The organism is Jannaschia formosa (assembly GCF_003340555.1).
Classification (GTDB): Bacteria; Pseudomonadota; Alphaproteobacteria; order Rhodobacterales; family Rhodobacteraceae; genus Jannaschia; species Jannaschia formosa.
In genome coordinates this window covers 19,714-36,345 of the sequence record NZ_QPLJ01000034.1, presented here as the reverse complement: position 1 = coordinate 36,345, position 16,632 = coordinate 19,714, and the positions used below count along the sequence as shown (strand labels likewise).

At 71.2% G+C, this 16,632-nt stretch carries 16 protein-coding genes and 1 pseudogene; 6 read left to right on the top strand and 11 right to left on the bottom strand.

Annotation, left to right across the window (positions count from 1 at the left end; genetic code table 11):
• Window positions 1-127 (top strand): annotated as a pseudogene (locus tag DR046_RS20775) (IS5/IS1182 family transposase); the annotation flags it as partial.
• 114 nt (window positions 128-241) lie between these two features.
• On the opposite strand, the gene repB reads toward DR046_RS20775, so the two are convergent.
• Together repB and repA are read right to left on the bottom strand one after the other, a co-directional pair.
• Window positions 242-1,216: a plasmid partitioning protein RepB gene (gene repB, locus DR046_RS20770; RefSeq protein ID WP_115384280.1), complete on the bottom strand. Its 975-nt coding sequence runs from the start codon at window positions 1,214-1,216 to the stop codon at window positions 242-244.
• Window positions 1,217-1,227: 11 nt separating this feature from the next.
• Window positions 1,228-2,430: a plasmid partitioning protein RepA gene (repA, locus tag DR046_RS20765; RefSeq protein ID WP_245191036.1), complete on the bottom strand. Its 1,203-nt coding sequence runs from the start codon at window positions 2,428-2,430 to the stop codon at window positions 1,228-1,230.
• A gap of 308 nt (window positions 2,431-2,738) precedes the next feature.
• On the opposite strand from repA, the gene DR046_RS23825 reads away from it, so the two are divergent.
• Window positions 2,739-2,888 carry a hypothetical protein gene (locus DR046_RS23825; RefSeq protein WP_167767221.1) on the top strand — a complete coding sequence of 50 codons (150 nt, stop codon included), beginning with the start codon at window positions 2,739-2,741 and terminating at the stop codon, window positions 2,886-2,888.
• A gap of 193 nt (window positions 2,889-3,081) precedes the next feature.
• Entirely contained in the window at window positions 3,082-3,756 is a 675-nt protein-coding gene (locus tag DR046_RS20760; protein ID WP_115384278.1) for a vitamin K epoxide reductase family protein, read from the top strand.
• 232 nt (window positions 3,757-3,988) lie between these two features.
• Here the strand turns inward: DR046_RS20760 and DR046_RS20755 are convergent, their stop codons facing one another.
• The 6 genes from DR046_RS20755 to DR046_RS20730 all read right to left on the bottom strand — a co-directional run bounded on the left by DR046_RS20755 (window position 3,989) and on the right by DR046_RS20730 (window position 9,237).
• Window positions 3,989-4,846, bottom strand: coding sequence for an SDR family oxidoreductase (locus DR046_RS20755; RefSeq protein ID WP_115384277.1), 858 nt, complete (start codon window positions 4,844-4,846; stop codon window positions 3,989-3,991).
• Between the two features lie 324 nt (window positions 4,847-5,170).
• Window positions 5,171-5,668 (bottom strand): GAF domain-containing protein, encoded by a 498-nt coding sequence (locus DR046_RS20750; protein ID WP_115384276.1) that lies wholly within the window; start codon window positions 5,666-5,668, stop codon window positions 5,171-5,173.
• Entirely contained in the window at window positions 5,665-6,414 is a 750-nt protein-coding gene (locus DR046_RS20745) for an ABC transporter ATP-binding protein (protein WP_115384285.1), read from the bottom strand. The genes DR046_RS20750 and DR046_RS20745 overlap by 4 nt, the downstream gene beginning before the upstream one ends.
• Window positions 6,411-7,265, bottom strand: a complete 855-nt coding sequence (locus DR046_RS20740) for an ABC transporter ATP-binding protein (RefSeq protein WP_115384275.1) — start codon at window positions 7,263-7,265, stop codon at window positions 6,411-6,413. The genes DR046_RS20745 and DR046_RS20740 overlap by 4 nt, the downstream gene beginning before the upstream one ends.
• 23 nt (window positions 7,266-7,288) lie before the next feature.
• A complete protein-coding gene (locus tag DR046_RS20735; protein ID WP_115384274.1) occupies window positions 7,289-8,185 on the bottom strand; it encodes an ABC transporter permease in 897 nt (298 codons plus the stop codon).
• Window positions 8,182-9,237 (bottom strand): ABC transporter permease, encoded by a 1,056-nt coding sequence (locus DR046_RS20730; RefSeq protein ID WP_115384273.1) that lies wholly within the window; start codon window positions 9,235-9,237, stop codon window positions 8,182-8,184. The genes DR046_RS20735 and DR046_RS20730 overlap by 4 nt, the downstream gene beginning before the upstream one ends.
• Window positions 9,238-9,355: 118 nt before the next feature.
• Here DR046_RS20730 and DR046_RS20725 point away from each other — a divergent pair, with 118 nt between their 5' ends.
• From DR046_RS20725 to DR046_RS20715, 3 genes are read left to right on the top strand one after another with little or no spacing between them, the layout of a single operon-like run.
• Complete coding sequence (locus DR046_RS20725; protein ID WP_115384272.1) at window positions 9,356-9,994, top strand: helix-turn-helix domain-containing protein; 639 nt, start codon at window positions 9,356-9,358, stop codon at window positions 9,992-9,994.
• Entirely contained in the window at window positions 9,995-11,575 is a 1,581-nt protein-coding gene (locus DR046_RS20720; protein ID WP_115384271.1) for an ABC transporter substrate-binding protein, read from the top strand. It abuts the gene before it with no gap.
• On the top strand, window positions 11,572-12,672 hold the full coding sequence (locus DR046_RS20715) for a M24 family metallopeptidase (protein WP_115384270.1): 1,101 nt from the start codon (window positions 11,572-11,574) through the stop codon (window positions 12,670-12,672). Before DR046_RS20720 ends, DR046_RS20715 begins: the two co-directional genes overlap by 4 nt.
• Before the next feature lie 405 nt (window positions 12,673-13,077).
• Here the strand turns inward: DR046_RS20715 and DR046_RS20710 are convergent, their stop codons facing one another.
• From DR046_RS20710 to DR046_RS20700, 3 genes are read right to left on the bottom strand one after another with little or no spacing between them, the layout of a single operon-like run.
• Window positions 13,078-14,691 carry a glycoside hydrolase family 43 protein gene (locus DR046_RS20710; protein WP_115384269.1) on the bottom strand — a complete coding sequence of 538 codons (1,614 nt, stop codon included), beginning with the start codon at window positions 14,689-14,691 and terminating at the stop codon, window positions 13,078-13,080.
• Entirely contained in the window at window positions 14,688-15,833 is a 1,146-nt protein-coding gene (locus DR046_RS20705) for a Gfo/Idh/MocA family protein (RefSeq protein WP_115384268.1), read from the bottom strand. Before DR046_RS20705 ends, DR046_RS20710 begins: the two co-directional genes overlap by 4 nt.
• Window positions 15,830-16,582 (bottom strand): sugar phosphate isomerase/epimerase family protein, encoded by a 753-nt coding sequence (locus tag DR046_RS20700; protein WP_115384267.1) that lies wholly within the window; start codon window positions 16,580-16,582, stop codon window positions 15,830-15,832. Before DR046_RS20700 ends, DR046_RS20705 begins: the two co-directional genes overlap by 4 nt.
• Between the last annotated feature and the right edge of the window lie 50 nt (window positions 16,583-16,632).

The window sequence follows — 16,632 nt, the reverse complement described above, 5'->3', positions numbered from 1 at the left end:
CTGGGCCAAGGCCGTCGGAGGCATAGCGCAAACCGTCTACCGCGGGCTCGAACGGGTCCGGTGCCGCTTCATCCTGACAATGGCCGCCAACAACCTCGCTCGGTTGCCCCGGATGCTCGCCAAATGATGGCGACAGGGCTGCTCAGGCGCGTCGGTCGACAAGGGAGACTGGGTGAACGACCTGCCCAGATGTCCGGGAATCGGGAAACCGTCCCTCGCGCGTCATTTCTTCAGCAGCCTGCTAGCGGTCCTCGTCCTCCGTGCTGGTTGCGGTCTCTTCCGCCCATCGGGCGTGAAGCTCGTCGAGGCGTCCGGCCAGCCAGTCGCCGAAGGGCGAGGCCGGGACCGTGATCGCGGTGCCCTTCTTCGTTGCGCGCAGCCTGCCCCAGGACCGCGCATCGTCGCGGGCCGGGGCAGGGGGCTTGCGCGTGACGGCCGCCAGCGCGGCCTCGAAGCGCGCATCGCTGTCGGCGGGGCCCTCGGTGGCGGCCAGCGCCGCCTCCGGGTCGCGCAGCGCGACGGCCAAGGTCAGCCAGCGGTCGCGGCCGATGCCGGGCGCGGGCCCGATGGCGCGGATCAGGGGCAGGGGGATCGCGTCTGTCACGCGCGCCATCTTCGAGACGGCCGTCTTCTCGACCGAGAGCGCGTCGCAGATCACCTTCGTCTCGAAGCCCATGCCGGCCATCTGCCGCGCGAAGTTCGCTTTCTCGATCCAGGAGAGCTCCACCCGGGCGGTGTTCTCCTGCCCCTGGGCGACGATCAGCTCCCGGTCGGGCAGGTTGCGCACCATGGCCCGCACCTTCTGGCCGTTCCGGCGCAGAGCGGCGACGCGGCGGCGGCCGTAGACGACCTCGTAGCGGCCCTCGTGGTTCGGGGAATGGCGCACCAGCACCGGCACCTGCTGGCCGTAGTCGCGCAAGGAAGCGGCCAGCGCCTCGAGCCCCTCCTCCCCCAGCCGGTCCTCCAGCCCCGCGCCGTCGATCATGTCGGCCGGGATCTCGATCACCGCGTTCTCGCGCATCCTCTCGAAGGAGCGGCCGACGGCGCCGAGTGCGCCGGTCCGGCGCTGCGGGACGGGGGGCGGGGCAGGGTTGCCGGCCGGCAACTTTTCCGCACCGGCCTCCGAATTGCCGGCCGGCAATCGGGCATCGCCGGGCCCGGGCTCGGAGGGGGCAGGGGCGTTCATCAGCCCCTGAAGCAGGTTCTTGCGTGCCATCGCGGTCTCCTTCACCGGCCCCAGGCAGCCTGGACGAGCTGCTCGATCTCGGCATTGACCGCGTCCAGGCTTTCTCGGGCCCGTTCGTAGGTGCTGCGGGTGAACTGCGTCCGTTCTACCTCGTAGAGCGTCTGCTTGGTGATTCCCGCGTCGGATATGGCAGTGGACTTGAGCACGGTGTTGTTCAAGACATGCTCGCCGAACATCGACCGCATGAAGCCGACCATCTGGTTCTGAGGGCCGTCGCCCGGCTCGTAGCGGGTCACGAGATAGCGCATCCAGTCATAGGTCATGTCGCCCCCGGACTCGGCCACGATGCGCAGCAGGTCCGAGGTCATGCGCAGGAACTGGCACATCGACATCACGTCCAGCATCTGCGGATGGATCGTCACCAGCACCGCCGTCGCCGCCGACAGCGCCGCCATCGAGATGAAGCCCAGCTGCGGCGGGCAGTCGATCACGACGACGTCGTAGTCGGATTCCACCTGTGCCAGCGCGCTGCCGATCCGGGTGAAGAACGGCTCCTCCTCGCCGGCGATCAGCATGCGGGGGGTGTCGTGCTCGAAATCCATCAGGTCGAGATTGCCCGGCACGATATGCAGCCCGTCGAAATAGGTCGGGCGGATGATCTCCCGGATCGGGACGGGGTCGTCGTAGCGGATCGCGTCGTAGAGCGTGCCGCCATCCATCAGGTCCAGTTCCGGCTGGAAGCCGTGCAGCGTGCTGAGGCTGGCCTGCGGGTCGAGATCGATGGCCAGCACACGGTAGCCGTCCAGCGCCATCTTCTGCGCCAGATGCGCCGAGGTCGTGGTCTTGGCCGAGCCGCCCTTGAAGTTGATGACGCAGATCACCTGGCAATGGTCGCCCGCGCGCCGGCCGGGCAGGTAGGTGCCGGGAGTCTTGGCGCCCTCCTCCAGCATCTCGCGCAGGGCGCGGATCTCGGAGGCGGAATAGTAGCGCCGCCCGCCCGCCCGCACCTCCGGGTCAGGTCCGCGCCCGTCGAGATGCAGCTTGCGCAGATAGGCGTCCTTGATGCCCAGCAGGTCGGCCACCTCGCCCGAGGTGAACTTGCGCAGGGTCTTCTGCGACGAGGGCGGGAACAGCCGCTCGCGATGCTGCTGAAGCTGCGCGGACAGTTGCGTCGCGTGACGCCCGACCAGAAGGTCGATACGCTCGCCCCGCGGAGTCCGCCCGGCGCTCGCGTCGTCGGCCATGCCGCTCCGCTCCGCAGGGGTCGTGCCATCCATCGCCCGCTCCTCGTGTTCGGCACCCATTACGCTTCTTGGCGTCTTTTCGGGCGTTTTCCGTAACTATCCCTATGCGAGCCGGATTCGACAAGCGATTTGTTCGCGAGGGCCGCGAACGGCGAGCGACATGCCTCCATGGTGGTCGGGCGGATCGGCAGCGGAGAAGCGGCGATCGGGTCCGTCGCGGCCAGGATCGCCGGTACCGCGTCGCATCCGCAATACGCATCCCGCCGCATGTTGGGAACGGGCTCGCGCGCGAAGGCCATGCGGCGAGGATGGTCGCCGCGGCGGGGGAAGATGTCCGGTCATGGGTCGGGATAGAGCTGCGGACCGAGGAGGACTGGGAGCGGGTCCGCGACACGCTCCGGCGGATCATCGAGACGATGTATCGCCCGCCCGACGCCTCTCCCGTTCGGGAAAGCTGACCGGGAGAGCCGCGCCCTCCTGCCCGGCATAGCGGCCGTCCGGTTCCTGGCGGGGGTCGGCGCCGGTCGCGACACGTCCCGCCAGACCCCGCCGAAAAGAGAAACCCGGCGGCCGGTCGCGTCCTGCACGCGGATTTCGGGACCCGAGCGCGGTGTCGCACGTTGTCGGAGGGAACCAAAGGAGGGCGAACCGATGACGAACCCTACCACCCTGAGCCATGAACTGCGCCGCAGCCGCGACTCCGATCTCTTGCGTCGGAGGTGGATCGTCGGCCTTTCGCTCTTCGGCGCGGCGATGGGCGGGATCGTGGGCGCCTACCAGCTGGGCATGATCCGCCGCCTGCCGGATCCGCCCGCCGGTCCGTTCGACTCCGAAAGGGTCGACGCCTCGGACTATGCCTACAAGCGGATGGAGACGCCCGACGGCCTTCTGATGTCGGCCACCTACATCGCCACGGCGATCCTGGCCGGCGCGGGGTCGCCCCGTCGCGCGGCGGAACGGCCCTGGCTGCCCATCGCCACGGCGGGGAAGGCGGCCTTCGACGTCGCGTCCAACGCCAAGCTGGCGCGCGAGGAATGGGCCGAGAACGGCGCCCTCTGCGCCTATTGCCAGGCGGCGAACCTCGCCTCTCTCGCCATCGCGGCGCTGTCGGTCCCCGAGGCGGCGCGCGCCGTCGGTCATCTCGCGCGCGGATCGGAGGGATCCGGGGAGGCGCATCCCGATCTGCCGCACCGGCTGGACGAGACGCCCGAAGAGGACCGCGCGGTCCTCGAGGACGCGCTCGTCGACGAGGCGAGCGAGGACTCCTTCCCCGCCTCCGATCCTCCCGCCTTCACCGGGACGAGCCTGCCCAAGAACCGGAGATGACCGCACCGCCTGCCGGGAGTGTCGCGGCAGGCGGATGAAGGTCGCGCGGACCTGCCGGTCCGGGCCGGCGTCAGGTCGGGGAGATTGCCGCGATGCGCCGAATGCCCGTCACCGGGCCTTTGCCGCGACGGGGGCATGCAAGGGCGTGCCCCGGGCGATCCCGAGCGCGACGGCGGTGGCACCGAGATCCGGAAGGGCGGCGTCTGCCGCCCTCCCGATACGGCCCGGCGGCTCAGATGAAGGGCCGTCCGCCCGTGACCGGGATCGTCGCGCCGATGATGTAGCTCGCCTCGTCGCTGGCCAGCATCACGTAGGGCGGCGCCAGCTCCTTCGGTTGGGCGGCGCGGCCGATCGGGGTGTTCGACCCGAAGCTCTCGACCTTCTCGGGCGGCATCGTCGAGGGGATGAGCGGCGTCCAGACCGGCCCCGGCGCCACGCCGTTCACGCGGATACCGCGAGGGGCCAGCATCGCGCCGAGCCCCGCGATGAAGTCGCGGATCGTGCCCTTGGTGGTCGCGTAGGGAAGCAGGCCCGGGCTCGGCTGGTCGGCATTGATCGAGTTCGTCCCGATGATCGAGCCGCCCTCCTTCATGTGCGGCAGCGCCGCCTTCACCAGGTAGAAGAACGGATCGACGTTGACGGCGAAGGTCTTGCGCCATTCCTCGTCGGTGATGTCCTCGAACTTGTCGAAGCTGGCCTGGTGGGCGGCGTTGCTGACCAGCACGTCGATGCGGCCGAAGGCGCTTACGGCCTCGTCGATCACCTGGCGGCAATGCGCCGGGTCGCTCAGGTCGCCGCGCACCGTCACGGCCTGGCGGCCCGCATCCTCCACGAGCCGGGCGGTCTCGCGGGCGTCCTCGTCCTCCTCGAGATAGGAGATCAGGACGTCCGCACCCTCGCGCGCGAAGGCGATCGCCACGGCGCGGCCGATGCCGCTATCGGCGCCGGTGATGACGGTCTTCTTGCCTTCGAGACGGCCGCGGCCGACATAGCTGTCCTCGCCGTGGTCGGGGCGCGGCTCCATCGCGCCCGTGGTGCCGGGCATCGGCTGCTGCTGCTTGGGCTGCGGGGGGGTCGGTTCGGCTGACATGTCTGCGTTCCTCCTTCGGGTGGGGCGAGGCCGGCAGGGCTGCCCGCCCGCGCCCCGGGATGACACGGAGACCAACGGCGGGGTCCCGGCGCGGTTCCTCCGTGACGGGAGGGAAGCTGTCGGCCCGGGGGATCGCGCAGGACCGTCCAGCCGCCGCGGGCACTTCCCCCGATCCCCATCGGCTGCATCGTGCCGCCGAACGGAGCGGATCGGGAGGCGGTGACGGCGCGACCCGACGGGCGAGCCGGGCAGGGGGCCAGGACCGCCCGGGTGGATCCGGATCCGGCGGCGGTGCCGCGAGCGAGCGCCTCTCTCCGGCCGGGGTCAGCCGGGGGCAGGGGCGGCGGGCCGGCGCAGCAGCTCGGTCGTGGTCAGCGCGGCGAGGGCCGGCAGCGCGAGCCGGTCCTCCAGACGCGCGACGGCCTCGCGGTCGAAGCGGCCCTCGCCGTCGAGGAGGTTGACCGTCCCGGCGAGCGCCCCGCCGACCGTGACGGGAAGGTTGAGACAGGAGGCGCAGCCGAGCGCGGCGATGGTCTCGTGGTCCGGGAAGACCGCGGCGATCTCGGCGATGCTGTTGGCGACGAAGGGCTGCCGCCGCTCGTGGACCTGCCGGAACCAGTCGTTGTCCGGGATCGGCTTGGTGCCCGAGGTCGGGTAGTCCCGCGGATGGCTCGTGAAGGCCCGGCGGGCGAGGCCGGCCTCCATGTCGACCAGCATGACCGTCCAGAGGCGGACGGGCATCACGCGCTGCGACTCCGCATGAAGCGCGGCGAGGCACGCCTCCGGCGTGGTCGCCTGGGACAGGTCTTGGGCAAAGCTCATGGGTCGGCCTCCGTGTCATGCCTGAGGCTCTCGGCGTGCAGGCTTCGGGAATAGGGATCGGCGAAGGCGCCGTCGCGCAGCGCCGCGACCGGCGCGACCTCGACGATGCGGCCCCCGCGCATCACCGCCAGCCGCTCGCAGAGGAAGCCCACCACCGGCAGGTCATGCGTCACCAGCAGGTAGGTCAGGCCGAGTTCGGCGCGCAGCCGCTTGAGCAGGTTCAGGATCTCGGCCTGGACGCTGACGTCGAGCGCCGAGGTCGGCTCGTCCAGCAGCAGAAGGCGCGGCCGCAGGATCAGCGCGCGCGCGATGGCGACGCGCTGGCGCTGTCCGCCCGAGAGCTGGTGCGGATAGCGGAAGCGGAACCGCGCATCGAGCCCGACCTCGCTCAGCGTCCGCGAGACGCGGTCGTCGTCGCGGATGCCGTGGATGCGCAGGGCCTCGGTCAGCACGGCGTCCACCGTGCGGCGCGGATGCAGCGAGCCGTAGGGGTCCTGGAAGACCATCTGGCAGGTCGCGGCCAGCGCCTTGTCCGGGCGGTGGCCGCGCGGCCGTCCGAAGATCTCGATCCCGCCCGTCCAGTCCGGCGCAAGCCCGGTGATCGCCTTCAGGACGGTCGACTTGCCCGACCCGCTCTCGCCCACCAGCGCGACGGACTCGCCCTCGGCCACGTCGAGCGAGACGCCCTCGACCGCGCGGGTCTCGCCGTAGGAGACCGTCAGGTCCCGAATGCGCAGCGCCGTCACGTCCCGCCCCATGCGCTGCGGTCGAGAACCGGCAGCTCGGCGCGGGTCTCGTCCATGCGCGGAACGGCGGCGAGCAGCCCGCGCGTGTAGGGGTGGGTGGCGCGGTGCAGCTCGGACGCGGCGCAGCTCTCGACCACACGGCCCGCATGCATGACGAGGATGCGGTCGCAGTAGCGCGCGACCAGCGGCAGGTCGTGCGAGATGAGGATCAGCCCCATGCCGCGCGCGCGGACCAGGTCGTCCATCAGCCGCAGCACCTCGCCCTGGATCGAGACGTCGAGCGCCGAGGTCGGCTCGTCCGCGATGAGCAGGGCCGGCTTCGGGATCAGCATCATGGCGATCATGATGCGCTGGCCCATCCCGCCCGAGACCTCGTGCGGATAGAGCCGCGCGATCCGGTCGGCGTCGTCGAGGCGTACCGAGCGCAGCGCCTCGCGGACCCGGGCCCTGACTTCGGCGCGGCCCGGCCGCTCGTGGGTGCGCAGGGCCTCGGCGATCTGCTCGCCGACGGTCATGACGGGGTTCAGCGAATAGCGCGGGTCCTGCATGACCATCGAGATGCGGGCGCCCCTGACGGCGCGCATCTGGCGCTCGCTCAGGGAGGTCAGGTCGCGGCCCTCGAAGGTCAGCCCGCCGGTCACCCGTCCCGGCGGCCGGATCAGGCGCAGGATGGCGCGGCCGGTCATGGACTTGCCCGACCCGCTCTCGCCGACGATGCCGAGCCGTTCGCGCCCGAGCTCGAAGGACAGGCCGTCGACCACGCGCGCGGGGCCGCGCGGGGTCGGGAAGGTGACGGTCAGGTCCCGGACCGACAGCAGGCCCGGCGCCGCGCCTTCGGGGCCTTGCCTCATCTCCGACCCTTCGGGGCTAGCCATCATCTCCGGCCCTTCGGGTCGAGCGCATCGCGCAGCCCGTCGCCGAGAAAGCAGAAGCCCAGCGAGACGAGGATGATGGCGAAGCCGGGCATCGTAGCGACCCACCACTGGTCCAGCACGAAGGCCCGCCCGCGCGAGATCATCGCGCCCCATTCGGGCAGCGGCGGCTGCGCGCCGAGGCCGAGGAAGCCGAGGCCCGCGGCGGTGAGGATGATCCCCGCCATGTCGAGCGTGACCCGCACGATCATCGACGAGGTGCAGAGCGGCAGAATATGCACCGCGATGATCCGCAGGTGCGAGGCGCCGAGCAGGCGGGTGGCCGCGACGAACTCGGCGTTCCGGATCGTCAGCGTCTCGGCCCGCGCGATCCGGGCATAGGCGGGCCAGGTCGTGATCGCGATGGCGATGACGGCGTTCTCGATGCCCGGTCCCAGGGCCGCGACGAAGGCGAGGGCCAGGATCAGCTTGGGCATCGACAGGAACACGTCCGTCAGCCCCATCAGCAGCCTGTCCGCCCAGCCGCCGAAATAGCCGGAGACCGCGCCCACGATCAGGCCGACCGGCGCCGCAATCACGGCGACCAGCGCGACGATCATCAGCGTGATCCGCGTGCCCCAGATCACCCGGCTCAGGATGTCGCGGCCCAGCTCGTCGGTGCCCATCCAGTGCTCGGCCGAGGGCGGCAGCAGGCGGCGCGAGAGGTTCTGGCCGACCGGGCTCTCGGGGGCGAGCCAGGGGGCGAAGGCGGCGACGAGGACGAGGCCCAGCACGATGACGATGCCGACCATGGCCAGCGGGTTGCGCGCCAGCAGCCGCGCGGTGGCATGGGCGCGCCCGGCCAGCGCCTGACCGCGCGAGGCCGGCGCGTCCGTCGTCAGCCACTCGGCGAGGCTCATGCCCGGCTCCGCGGGTCGAGGACGCGGTAGAGGACGTCCGAGAGGCGGTTGATGGCGATGAAGACGGACCCGATCACCAGCGTCGCGCCCAGCACCGCGTTCATGTCCGCGTTGAACAGCGCCGTCGTCAGGTAGTTGCCGATGCCCGGCCAGGAGAAGACCGTCTCGATCATCACCGACCCTTCCAGCAGGCCGGCATAGGTGAGCCCGATCACCGTGATGAGCGGGATGCGGATCGGCCCGAAGGCATGCACCCAGACCACGCGCCATTCCGGCACGCCCTTGACCCGCGCGGTGGTCACGAATTCCTGCCCGAGCTGGTCGAGCATGAAGGACCGCGTCATCCGCGCGATGTAGGCCAGCCCGAAGAAGCCCAGGATCGCGGCCGGCAGGACGATGTGGCTGACCGCCGAGCGGAACACGTCCCATTCCCCGGCCAGCGCGCTGTCGACGAGCAGCAGCCCGGAGCGCGGCGCGACGACGCCGTCGTAGAAGATGCTGACCCGCCCGGGGCCGGAGACCCAGCCGAGCCCCGCATAGAACAGGGCGAGACCGACGAGCCCCAGCCAGAAGGCGGGCACGGAATAGCCCGTCAGCGCCAGGACCCGGATCGTCTGGTCGACCCAGCTTCCCTGCCGGGCCGCCGCGATCACGCCCATGGGCACGCCGAGGGCGACGCCGATGACGATCCCGATGGTCGCCATCTCCAGCGTCGCGGGGAAGACGCGCAAAAGGTCCGAGGCCACCGGCCGGTTGGTCGAGACCGAGACGCCGAGATCGCCGCGCAGCACATCGCCGACATAGCTCGCGAACTGTACGACGAGCGGCCGGTCGAGGCCCATTGCGAGGCGGGCCGCCTCGTACTGCTCCTGCGTGGCGCGGTCGCCGACCACGGACAGGACGGGGTCGATGGGCACGACGCGGCCGATGAAGAAGGTGATCGCCAAAAGGCCCAGGAAGGTCGCCGCCGTGACCAGCACGAAGGCCGCGGCGCCGCGCCCGGTCCGGGCCAGGCGCGCCGGAAGGGCGGCGGGTCGAAGCGTGGCGGCCATGCGCTCTCCGGCATCAGGTGGACTCCCGCGGATCGGGACCTGCCGGACGGTAGAAGATTCCGCTTGGCGAATGAAAGGAGTTTTGCCACCATCAAACGGAATTTTACTGGAGGGGCGGATGCCGCAAGCTCTGACCGCCGAACGCGCCCCGCCCGAGGCCCCCGACCTCGGCCCCGCGATGCGCCGGCGCCGCAAGGCTCTGGGCCTCACGCTGCGCGCGACGGCAGAGACCGCCGGCCTCTCGACGGGCTACATGAGCCAGGTCGAGACCGGGAAAGCCGTCCCGACCCTTGGGACGCTGGCGCAGATCGCGGCCGCGCTCGGCGTGAGCCTTGATTATTTCGTGGCCGAGACCCGGCCCGTGGACGCCCTGTCCCGCGCCGACGGGCGACGGCGCTTCTCGGTCCCCGGCTCCCCGGTGGAGTACGAGGCGGTCAGCGCCGACTATCCCGGCTCCTCTCTGGTCTCCTACGTGCTGCATGTCCCGCCGGGCTATCGCTCCGAGACGACGGCGCATGAGGGCGAGGAGGTGATCTTCATCCTCGAAGGCACGATCGACCAGACGCTGGCAGGCCAGACGATGCGGATGGGCCCCGGCGACAGCCTGCATTACGACGGCGCGATCCCCCATGCCTGGGCGAATGCCGGCCCCGACCCCGCCCGCGTCCTCTGGACCGGGACGCTCACCGTGCTGCACCAGGGGGGCGCGGCGGCCGGTACCGAGAAAACCACCGAAGACCCGACAGGAGAGAGATAGATGAAGACCATCCGAGCCCTGCTTCTCGGCAGCGCGCTGGCGCTGCCGCTGGCCACGGGCGCATTCGCCGACACGCCACCGGGCATCCTGGTCGTGGCGCAGAACATCGACGACATCGTCGCGCTCGACCCCGCCCAGGCCTACGAGTTCACCTCGGGCGAGATCGTCACCAACGTCTACGACCGCCTCGTGCAGTACGACGCCGAGGATCCGACGACGCTCGCCCCCGGCCTCGCCACCGAATGGGAGATCGACGAGGACGCCAAGACCATCACCTTCACGATGCGCGAGGGGGCGGTCTTCCATTCCGGCAACCCGGTCACGGCCGAGGACGCGGCCGGCTCGCTGCAGCGCGTCATCAAGCTGAACCTGACGCCCGCCTTCATCCTGGCCCAGCTCGGCTGGACGCCGGAGAACGTGGACGAGATGGTCACCGCGGGCGACGGCACCGTGACGATCCGCTACGAGGGCGACTTCTCCCCGGCCTTCGTGATGAACGTGCTCGCCGCGCGCCCCGCATCGATCGTGGACATGGCGACCGTCATGGCCAACGAGGTCGACGGCGACATGGGCAACGCCTGGCTCAACGCGAACTCCGCGGGGTCCGGGCCGTTCTCGATGCAGACCTACCGCCCGGCCGAGATCGTGCGGCTCGCCGCCAACGAAAACTACTTCAAGGAGGGGCCGAAGGTCGACGCCGTCATCCTGCAGCACGTCGCCGAGAGCGCGACGCAGCAATTGCTGCTGGAGCAGGGCGATGTCGACATGGCGCGCAACCTGACCCCCGACCAGGTCGCGGGCCTCGGCGAGGGCATCAAGGTCGAGACCTACCCCCAGGCCGCCGTCCACTTCCTGTCCTTCAACCAGAAGACCGACAGCCTGACCGACCCCGCCGTCTGGGAGGCCGCGCGCTACCTCGTGAACTACGAGGGCATGACCGACACGATCCTCGCCGGGCAGATGGACATCCACCAGGCGTTCTGGCCCGAGGGCTTCCCCGGCGCCGTCACCGAGACGCCGTTCTCCTACGATCCCGAGAAGGCGAAGCAGATCCTCGCCGACGCGGGCGTCGAGCTTCCGATCCAGGTCGAGATGGACGTCATCAACGCCGCGCCCTTCACCGACATGGCGCAGTCGCTGCAGGCCAGCTTCGCCGATGCGGGGATCGAGTTCGAGATCCTGCCCGGCACCGGCGCGCAGGTCATCACCAAGTATCGCGACCGCACCCACGAGGCGATGCTGCTCTACTGGGGCCCGGACTTCATGGACCCGCATTCCAACGCAAAGGCCTTCGCCTACAACTCCGACAACTCGGACGGCAACTACACCGCGACGACCACCTGGCGGAACGCCTGGGCCGTCCCGGAGGAGCTCAACGAGATGACGACGGCGGCCCTGACCGAGGCTGACCCCGAGGCGCGGCTCGACATGTACCGCGAACTTCAGCGCCGCGTGCAGGCCGAGAGCCCCATCGTCATCATGTTCCAGGCCTCCTACCAGGTGGCGATGGACGACGACGTGACGGGCTACGTCAACGGCGCGACCTCGGACTTCGTGTTCTACCGGCTGGTCGAGAAGTGAGCGCCACGACGCAGGACCGCATCGCGCGGCTGCGCGACCGCATGGCAGCCACGGGGTGCGACCTCGTGGCCGTCGGGCCCACCAGCCACATGCGCTGGCTGGCGGGCGCCGATCCGCATGGCGACGAGCGGCCGGTCATGCTGCTGGTCTCGCAGACCCATGCGGGCTTTCTGATGCCCGCGCTCAACGCGGACTCGGTGCGGCAGGCGACGGACCTGCCCTTCGAGACCTGGGCCGACGCCGACGGCCCGGCGGCGGCGCTGGAACGGCTCCGGGGCACCTGCGCGCTGCCGGCGGACCCGATGGTCGCCGTCGACGAGGCGATGCGCGCGGACTTCGCGCTCCTCCTCCTCGACGCGATGGGGGGGCCGCGCCGCAGCTTCTGCGACGGCACGGTCGGATGGCTGCGCGCCCGCAAGGAGCCGGAGGAGATCGACCGCCTGCGCGCCTCGGCCGCCCTAAACGACCGGGCGATGGCGGCCGGCTTCGCCTGCCTGCGGGAGGGGATCGCCGAGAGCGAGGTCGCCGACGCCATCCGCGCCGTCTATGCGGAGGCGGGCGCAACGCCCGCCTTCACCATCGTGGGCTTCGGGGCGAACGGCGCCTTCCCTCATCACCACACCGGCGCGACCCGCCTCGCGCCCGAGACGGCCGTGCTGATCGACACCGGCTGCGTGCTGGACGGATACCCCTCGGACATGACCCGCTGCGCCTGGTTCGGCCGTGACCCGTCGCCCGAGTTCGCCCGCGTCGCCGAGACCGTCCGGCGCGCGACCGAGGCGGGCATTGCCGCCGCCCGGCCTGGCGCGCGGGCGCGCGACGTCGATGCGGCCGCGCGCGGCGTGATCGAGGCAGCGGGCTACGGCCCACGCTTCGTGCATCGCACGGGCCACGGGCTGGGCGTCGACATACACGAGCCGCCCTGGATCACCGCGACCTCCGAGGACGAACTCGCCCCGGGCATGGTCTTCTCCGTCGAGCCGGGGATCTACCTGCCCGGCGCCTTCGGCATCCGCATCGAGGACATCGTCGTCCTCGGACGCGACGGGGCGGAGCCGCTGGGCCACTATGACCGCGTCCCGGCCGTGATCGGATGACGGCGCCCGGAGCAGGGCAGGGGCCCGAACCACCCGGCTGCTGAAGAACCCCGCCCCCGACGCGGTTTCGGGACATGACCCGCCTCCGCCGTGGTGACGGCGGGGGCGGGGACGCGCGGAACGGACGAGGCGGCGGGGGCGCTGCCGAGCTCCGTCGCCCCGGAGGAGCGCGCGCCGGGGCGGCATGCGCTGCGGGCGATAACCCGGAGCATTCCAGCCTCGACGGCATCCTGCTGCAGGAACAAGCCGCCGAGGACGGGGCCCTCCCCGCGCGCCTGCGCGGTCGCGATGCCCACCGGGAACGGGCTCACCTCGGTCGTCGACACCCCGCCGTACGCGGCCAGCCCACCTGCACCGCGGCGCCGAGCGCCACGGCCCGTCCGGGAGGCGGGCGACGCCCGCGTCCTACTCCGTGCCGGCCGGGAGGTAGTCGAACCGGGCGAAGCGTGCCTCGGCGCCCTGGCCGGTGATGTCCATGCAGTGCATCCCGACGAACGCCCCGGTGAACGAGCCGTGCTCGCCGCGCCCGCCCTCGTCCGAGATGATCGCGGCGTCGAGCGGGCCGCCGATCGCCTGCCAGTCGCCGCCCTGGCGCCACAGGAACCGTCCGGCGGCGCGGTCGACCTCCAGCCGCATCTCGACCGGGCCGTCCGCGACGGGCACGATGTCCGATGGCCAGGTCAGCGCGCCGTCGGGGTAGTCGCCGAGGCAGGAGACGCGCCGCAGGCAGCGGCGGCCGTCCTCCAGGGTCAGGATCAGCCCGTGGAACTTGAAGCGGTTGTAGTAGTGGAAGAGGCCCGCTGCCTGCTGGTAGGTCGCGGGCGCGAAACCCACCTCCGTCTCGGCGGCGAAGGCCAGATGCTCCTGCCGCCGTGCCAGCAGCGACTGCTCGAACCACGACCCCCAGGATTCGCGCCCCGTCAGGATCGCCGCGCCCGACTCGATCCGGAACAGGCGCTCGGGATGTGGGCTGCGCAGCCATTGGAACTCCGGCGGCAGGAGGCCGTCCGCGAAGTCGCGGCGAAGGGCATCGGGGGCGGCGGGGCTGGCGGTGACGCCGGCGGGCGCCGGGACCTCCTCGCGCGGGAGCTGCCCGCCGGTTTCGAGATAGAGCCAGCCGTCGTCGCGCCAGACGCAGCGCTCGATCCCGGTTTCGCGGCCGAGAGGGCAGAAGCGGCCCGTCCCCTCCGGACCGGGGATCGGGCGGCCCATGAGGAATGTGTGATAGACCTCGCCCGCCGGCGTCTCGACCATCTGTCCATGCCCCGTCCGCTGGATCGGGTGCCCGGGCGCATGGGCCGTGGTGATGACGTGCCTGTCGGGATGGTCCTCGTAAGGCCCGCGGATGTCGCGGGACCGCGCCAGCGTGACGGCATGGTCGTAGCCGGTCCCGCCCTCGGCGGTGGTCAGGTAATAGAAGTCCCCCCGCCGGAAGAGATGTGGCGCCTCGGTCAGCCCGCGATCCGTGCCGGAATAGATGTTGGTGACCTCGCCCGTCAGCCCCCCCTCGGGCGACCATTCCTGCAGCAGGATGCCGTCGAAGCTGGAATGCTTCGGGTTGCCGCCCGTGCCCGTGCCCCGGTGGTTCCACTGCATGTTGACGAACCATTTCCGCCCGTCCGCATCGTGGAAGAGCGAGGGGTCGAAGCCCGAGGAGTTGACGTACCACGGATCGCACCAGTCGCCGTCGACGGTCTCGCAGGCGGTGATGTAGTTGTGCGCGTCCTTGAAGGCGCCGTCGTAGCGCTTGACGTCGGTGTAGACGAGCCAGAAGCGCCCGTCGGCATGGCTGAGGCAGGGCGCCCAGATGCCGCAGGAATCGGGATTGCCGCGCATGTCCAGAAGGGCGGCCCGGTTCAGGGGCCGCGCGGCGAGGCGCCAGGTCACGAGGTCGGTGGAATGGTGGATCTCGACGCCGGGATACCATTCGAAGGTCGAGACGGCGATGTAGTAGTCCGCCCCGACCCGGCAGATCGACGGGTCGGGGCGGAAGCCCGGCAGGATCGGGTTGCGGATCATGCCGGCACCGGGTCCGCACGCATCAGCGCCCGCGCGGCCTCGGCGTCCAGAGCGGCGGGCCGGTCGCAGGTGGTGGCCATGGTGACGAACCGCCCCTGCTCGCCCGAGGTCAGGATCCCTTCGAGCACCTCGGTCACGTGCAGCGCCATCTCCAGCGCACAGCGATGGGGGCGGCCCCCGCGGATCGCCTCGGCCATGTCGGCCAGCCCCACCGTCCGGTAGTCGGCGCGCGGCGCCCCGTCGTTGGTGGTGCGATTGGCGACCGACAGCGGATGGTCGGCGGCGTCGAACCGCTCGACCGCGCCGCCGGGGCGGATCACCTCGGTCGTCCCGCCGAAGAAGTTGGGGTCCTGCGGCGCGATGGTTCCCTCGGTGCCGTAAAGCTCCACGTTGCGGTGGCCATGGGCCTGCACGTCCCAGGACGCGCCCAGCGTGACCGTCGCGCCCGAGGCGAATTCGAGAAGGGCATGGGCGGTGGTCGGGATCTCGACGGTGATCGTCTCGCCCGCCCGGGCGCCAGACCCGATCGTCCGCGTGGCCGCGCCCGTTCCGGTCATCGCTGCCACGCGGGTCACGGGGCCGATCAGGTTGATCAGCTGCGTCACGTAATAGGCCCCGAGGTCGAGGATCGGCCCGCCGCCCGCCTGGAAGAAGAAGTCGGGATTGGGGTGCCAGCCCTCCATCCCCGCCGACATGACGTGGCAGGTGCCGTGGACGATCCGCCCCACCGCGCCCGCGTCGATCAGGCGGCGTGATTCCTGGTGGCTCGCGCCGAGGAAGGTGTCGGGCGCGCAGCCCACCCGGCGGCCGGCCCGGTCCGCCCGCGCCGCGATGTCGCGCGCATCGGCGAGGGTCAGGGCCAGGGGCTTCTCGGAATAGGCGTGCTTGCCCGCCTCGAGGATCGCGCAGGTGACGGCGTGGTGGGCGGTCGGCACGGTGAGGTTGACGACGATGTCGATGTCCGGGGCCGCCAGCAGGCCCTCCACCGTCTCGGCCCGCACCCCGAAGGTCTCGGCGCGCGCGGCGGCGCGGGCGGGGTCGAGATCGGCCACCGCACGGACCTCGATCCCGGCGAAGAGCGGCGCGCGCGAAAGGTAGCTTTCGGAGATGTTGCCCGCCCCGAGAATGCCGATACCGGTCATGCCAGACCCTCCGCCCGCGCCATCGCCAGCCCCGCCCGCGCGAAACGCATGTCGTCGGAGGGGTTGTCGTGTTCCATCACCCAATGGCGCACCGCGCCCGCCCTCGACAGGGCCGGGACCAGCGCGTTCCAGCCCATCCGGCCGGTGCCGGGATCGGCCCAGCCATCCTCGTCCGCCTTCTCGCCGGCCGGCGCGATGTCCTTGACGTGGACGGCGGTGATACGGTCGCCATGGCGCTCGATCCAGCCCATCGGGTCGGCTCCGGCGCGCACGGCCCAGGCCAGGTCGAACTGCCAGTCGAGTTCGGCGGCCAGCATGTGGTCCATCGGCACCGAGCCGTCAGGCAGGGGGGCGAACTCGAAGTCGTGGTTGTGCCAGCCCACCCGCACCCCCTGCGCGCGCAGCCCTTCGCCGGCCAGGGCGACGCGGTCCGCGAAGGCGCGCCAGCCATCCGGGTCCGAGGGGCGCTCGGACGGGGCGACATGGGGGATATAGACCGCCTCCACCCCCATCCCGGCCAGCGTGGCGGCGAGATCCGGCTCCGCCTCCAGGGTGGCGAGGCCGACATGGGCGGTGGGCATCGCGGTGCCGGTTTCGGACAGGGCCGCGGCGAGCGCATCGCGCGCGGCCGCATCGGCGAAGAGCGCGCCATAGCCCTCGACGGCCGGGTAGCCGAGTTCGGCGACCCGCCGCACAGCGTCCGCGGGGGCGCCGAAGTTTCTGGAGGAGTAGAGCTGGTAGGAAATCATGCGGTCTCTCTCGGATGGGTTCTGTGGTGCAGGTCGTGCAGGGGGAAGGG

Excerpts from the sequence above, each read along its gene's own strand:
- repB (WP_115384280.1), bottom strand. The coding sequence starts at position 1,216 with ATGGCACGCAAGAACCTGCTTCAGGGGCTGATGAACGCCCCTGCCCCC.
- repA (WP_245191036.1), bottom strand. The coding sequence starts at position 2,430 with ATGGCCGACGACGCGAGCGCCGGGCGGACTCCGCGGGGCGAGCGTATC.
- DR046_RS23825 (WP_167767221.1), top strand. The coding sequence starts at position 2,739 with ATGGTCGCCGCGGCGGGGGAAGATGTCCGGTCATGGGTCGGGATAGAG.
- DR046_RS20760 (WP_115384278.1), top strand. The coding sequence starts at position 3,082 with ATGACGAACCCTACCACCCTGAGCCATGAACTGCGCCGCAGCCGCGAC.
- DR046_RS20755 (WP_115384277.1), bottom strand. The coding sequence starts at position 4,846 with ATGTCAGCCGAACCGACCCCCCCGCAGCCCAAGCAGCAGCAGCCGATG.
- DR046_RS20750 (WP_115384276.1), bottom strand. The coding sequence starts at position 5,668 with ATGAGCTTTGCCCAAGACCTGTCCCAGGCGACCACGCCGGAGGCGTGC.
- DR046_RS20740 (WP_115384275.1), bottom strand. The coding sequence starts at position 7,265 with ATGAGGCAAGGCCCCGAAGGCGCGGCGCCGGGCCTGCTGTCGGTCCGG.
- DR046_RS20735 (WP_115384274.1), bottom strand. The coding sequence starts at position 8,185 with ATGAGCCTCGCCGAGTGGCTGACGACGGACGCGCCGGCCTCGCGCGGT.
- DR046_RS20730 (WP_115384273.1), bottom strand. The coding sequence starts at position 9,237 with ATGGCCGCCACGCTTCGACCCGCCGCCCTTCCGGCGCGCCTGGCCCGG.
- DR046_RS20725 (WP_115384272.1), top strand. The coding sequence starts at position 9,356 with ATGCCGCAAGCTCTGACCGCCGAACGCGCCCCGCCCGAGGCCCCCGAC.
- DR046_RS20720 (WP_115384271.1), top strand. The coding sequence starts at position 9,995 with ATGAAGACCATCCGAGCCCTGCTTCTCGGCAGCGCGCTGGCGCTGCCG.
- DR046_RS20710 (WP_115384269.1), bottom strand. The coding sequence starts at position 14,691 with ATGATCCGCAACCCGATCCTGCCGGGCTTCCGCCCCGACCCGTCGATC.
- DR046_RS20705 (WP_115384268.1), bottom strand. The coding sequence starts at position 15,833 with ATGACCGGTATCGGCATTCTCGGGGCGGGCAACATCTCCGAAAGCTAC.
- DR046_RS20700 (WP_115384267.1), bottom strand. The coding sequence starts at position 16,582 with ATGATTTCCTACCAGCTCTACTCCTCCAGAAACTTCGGCGCCCCCGCG.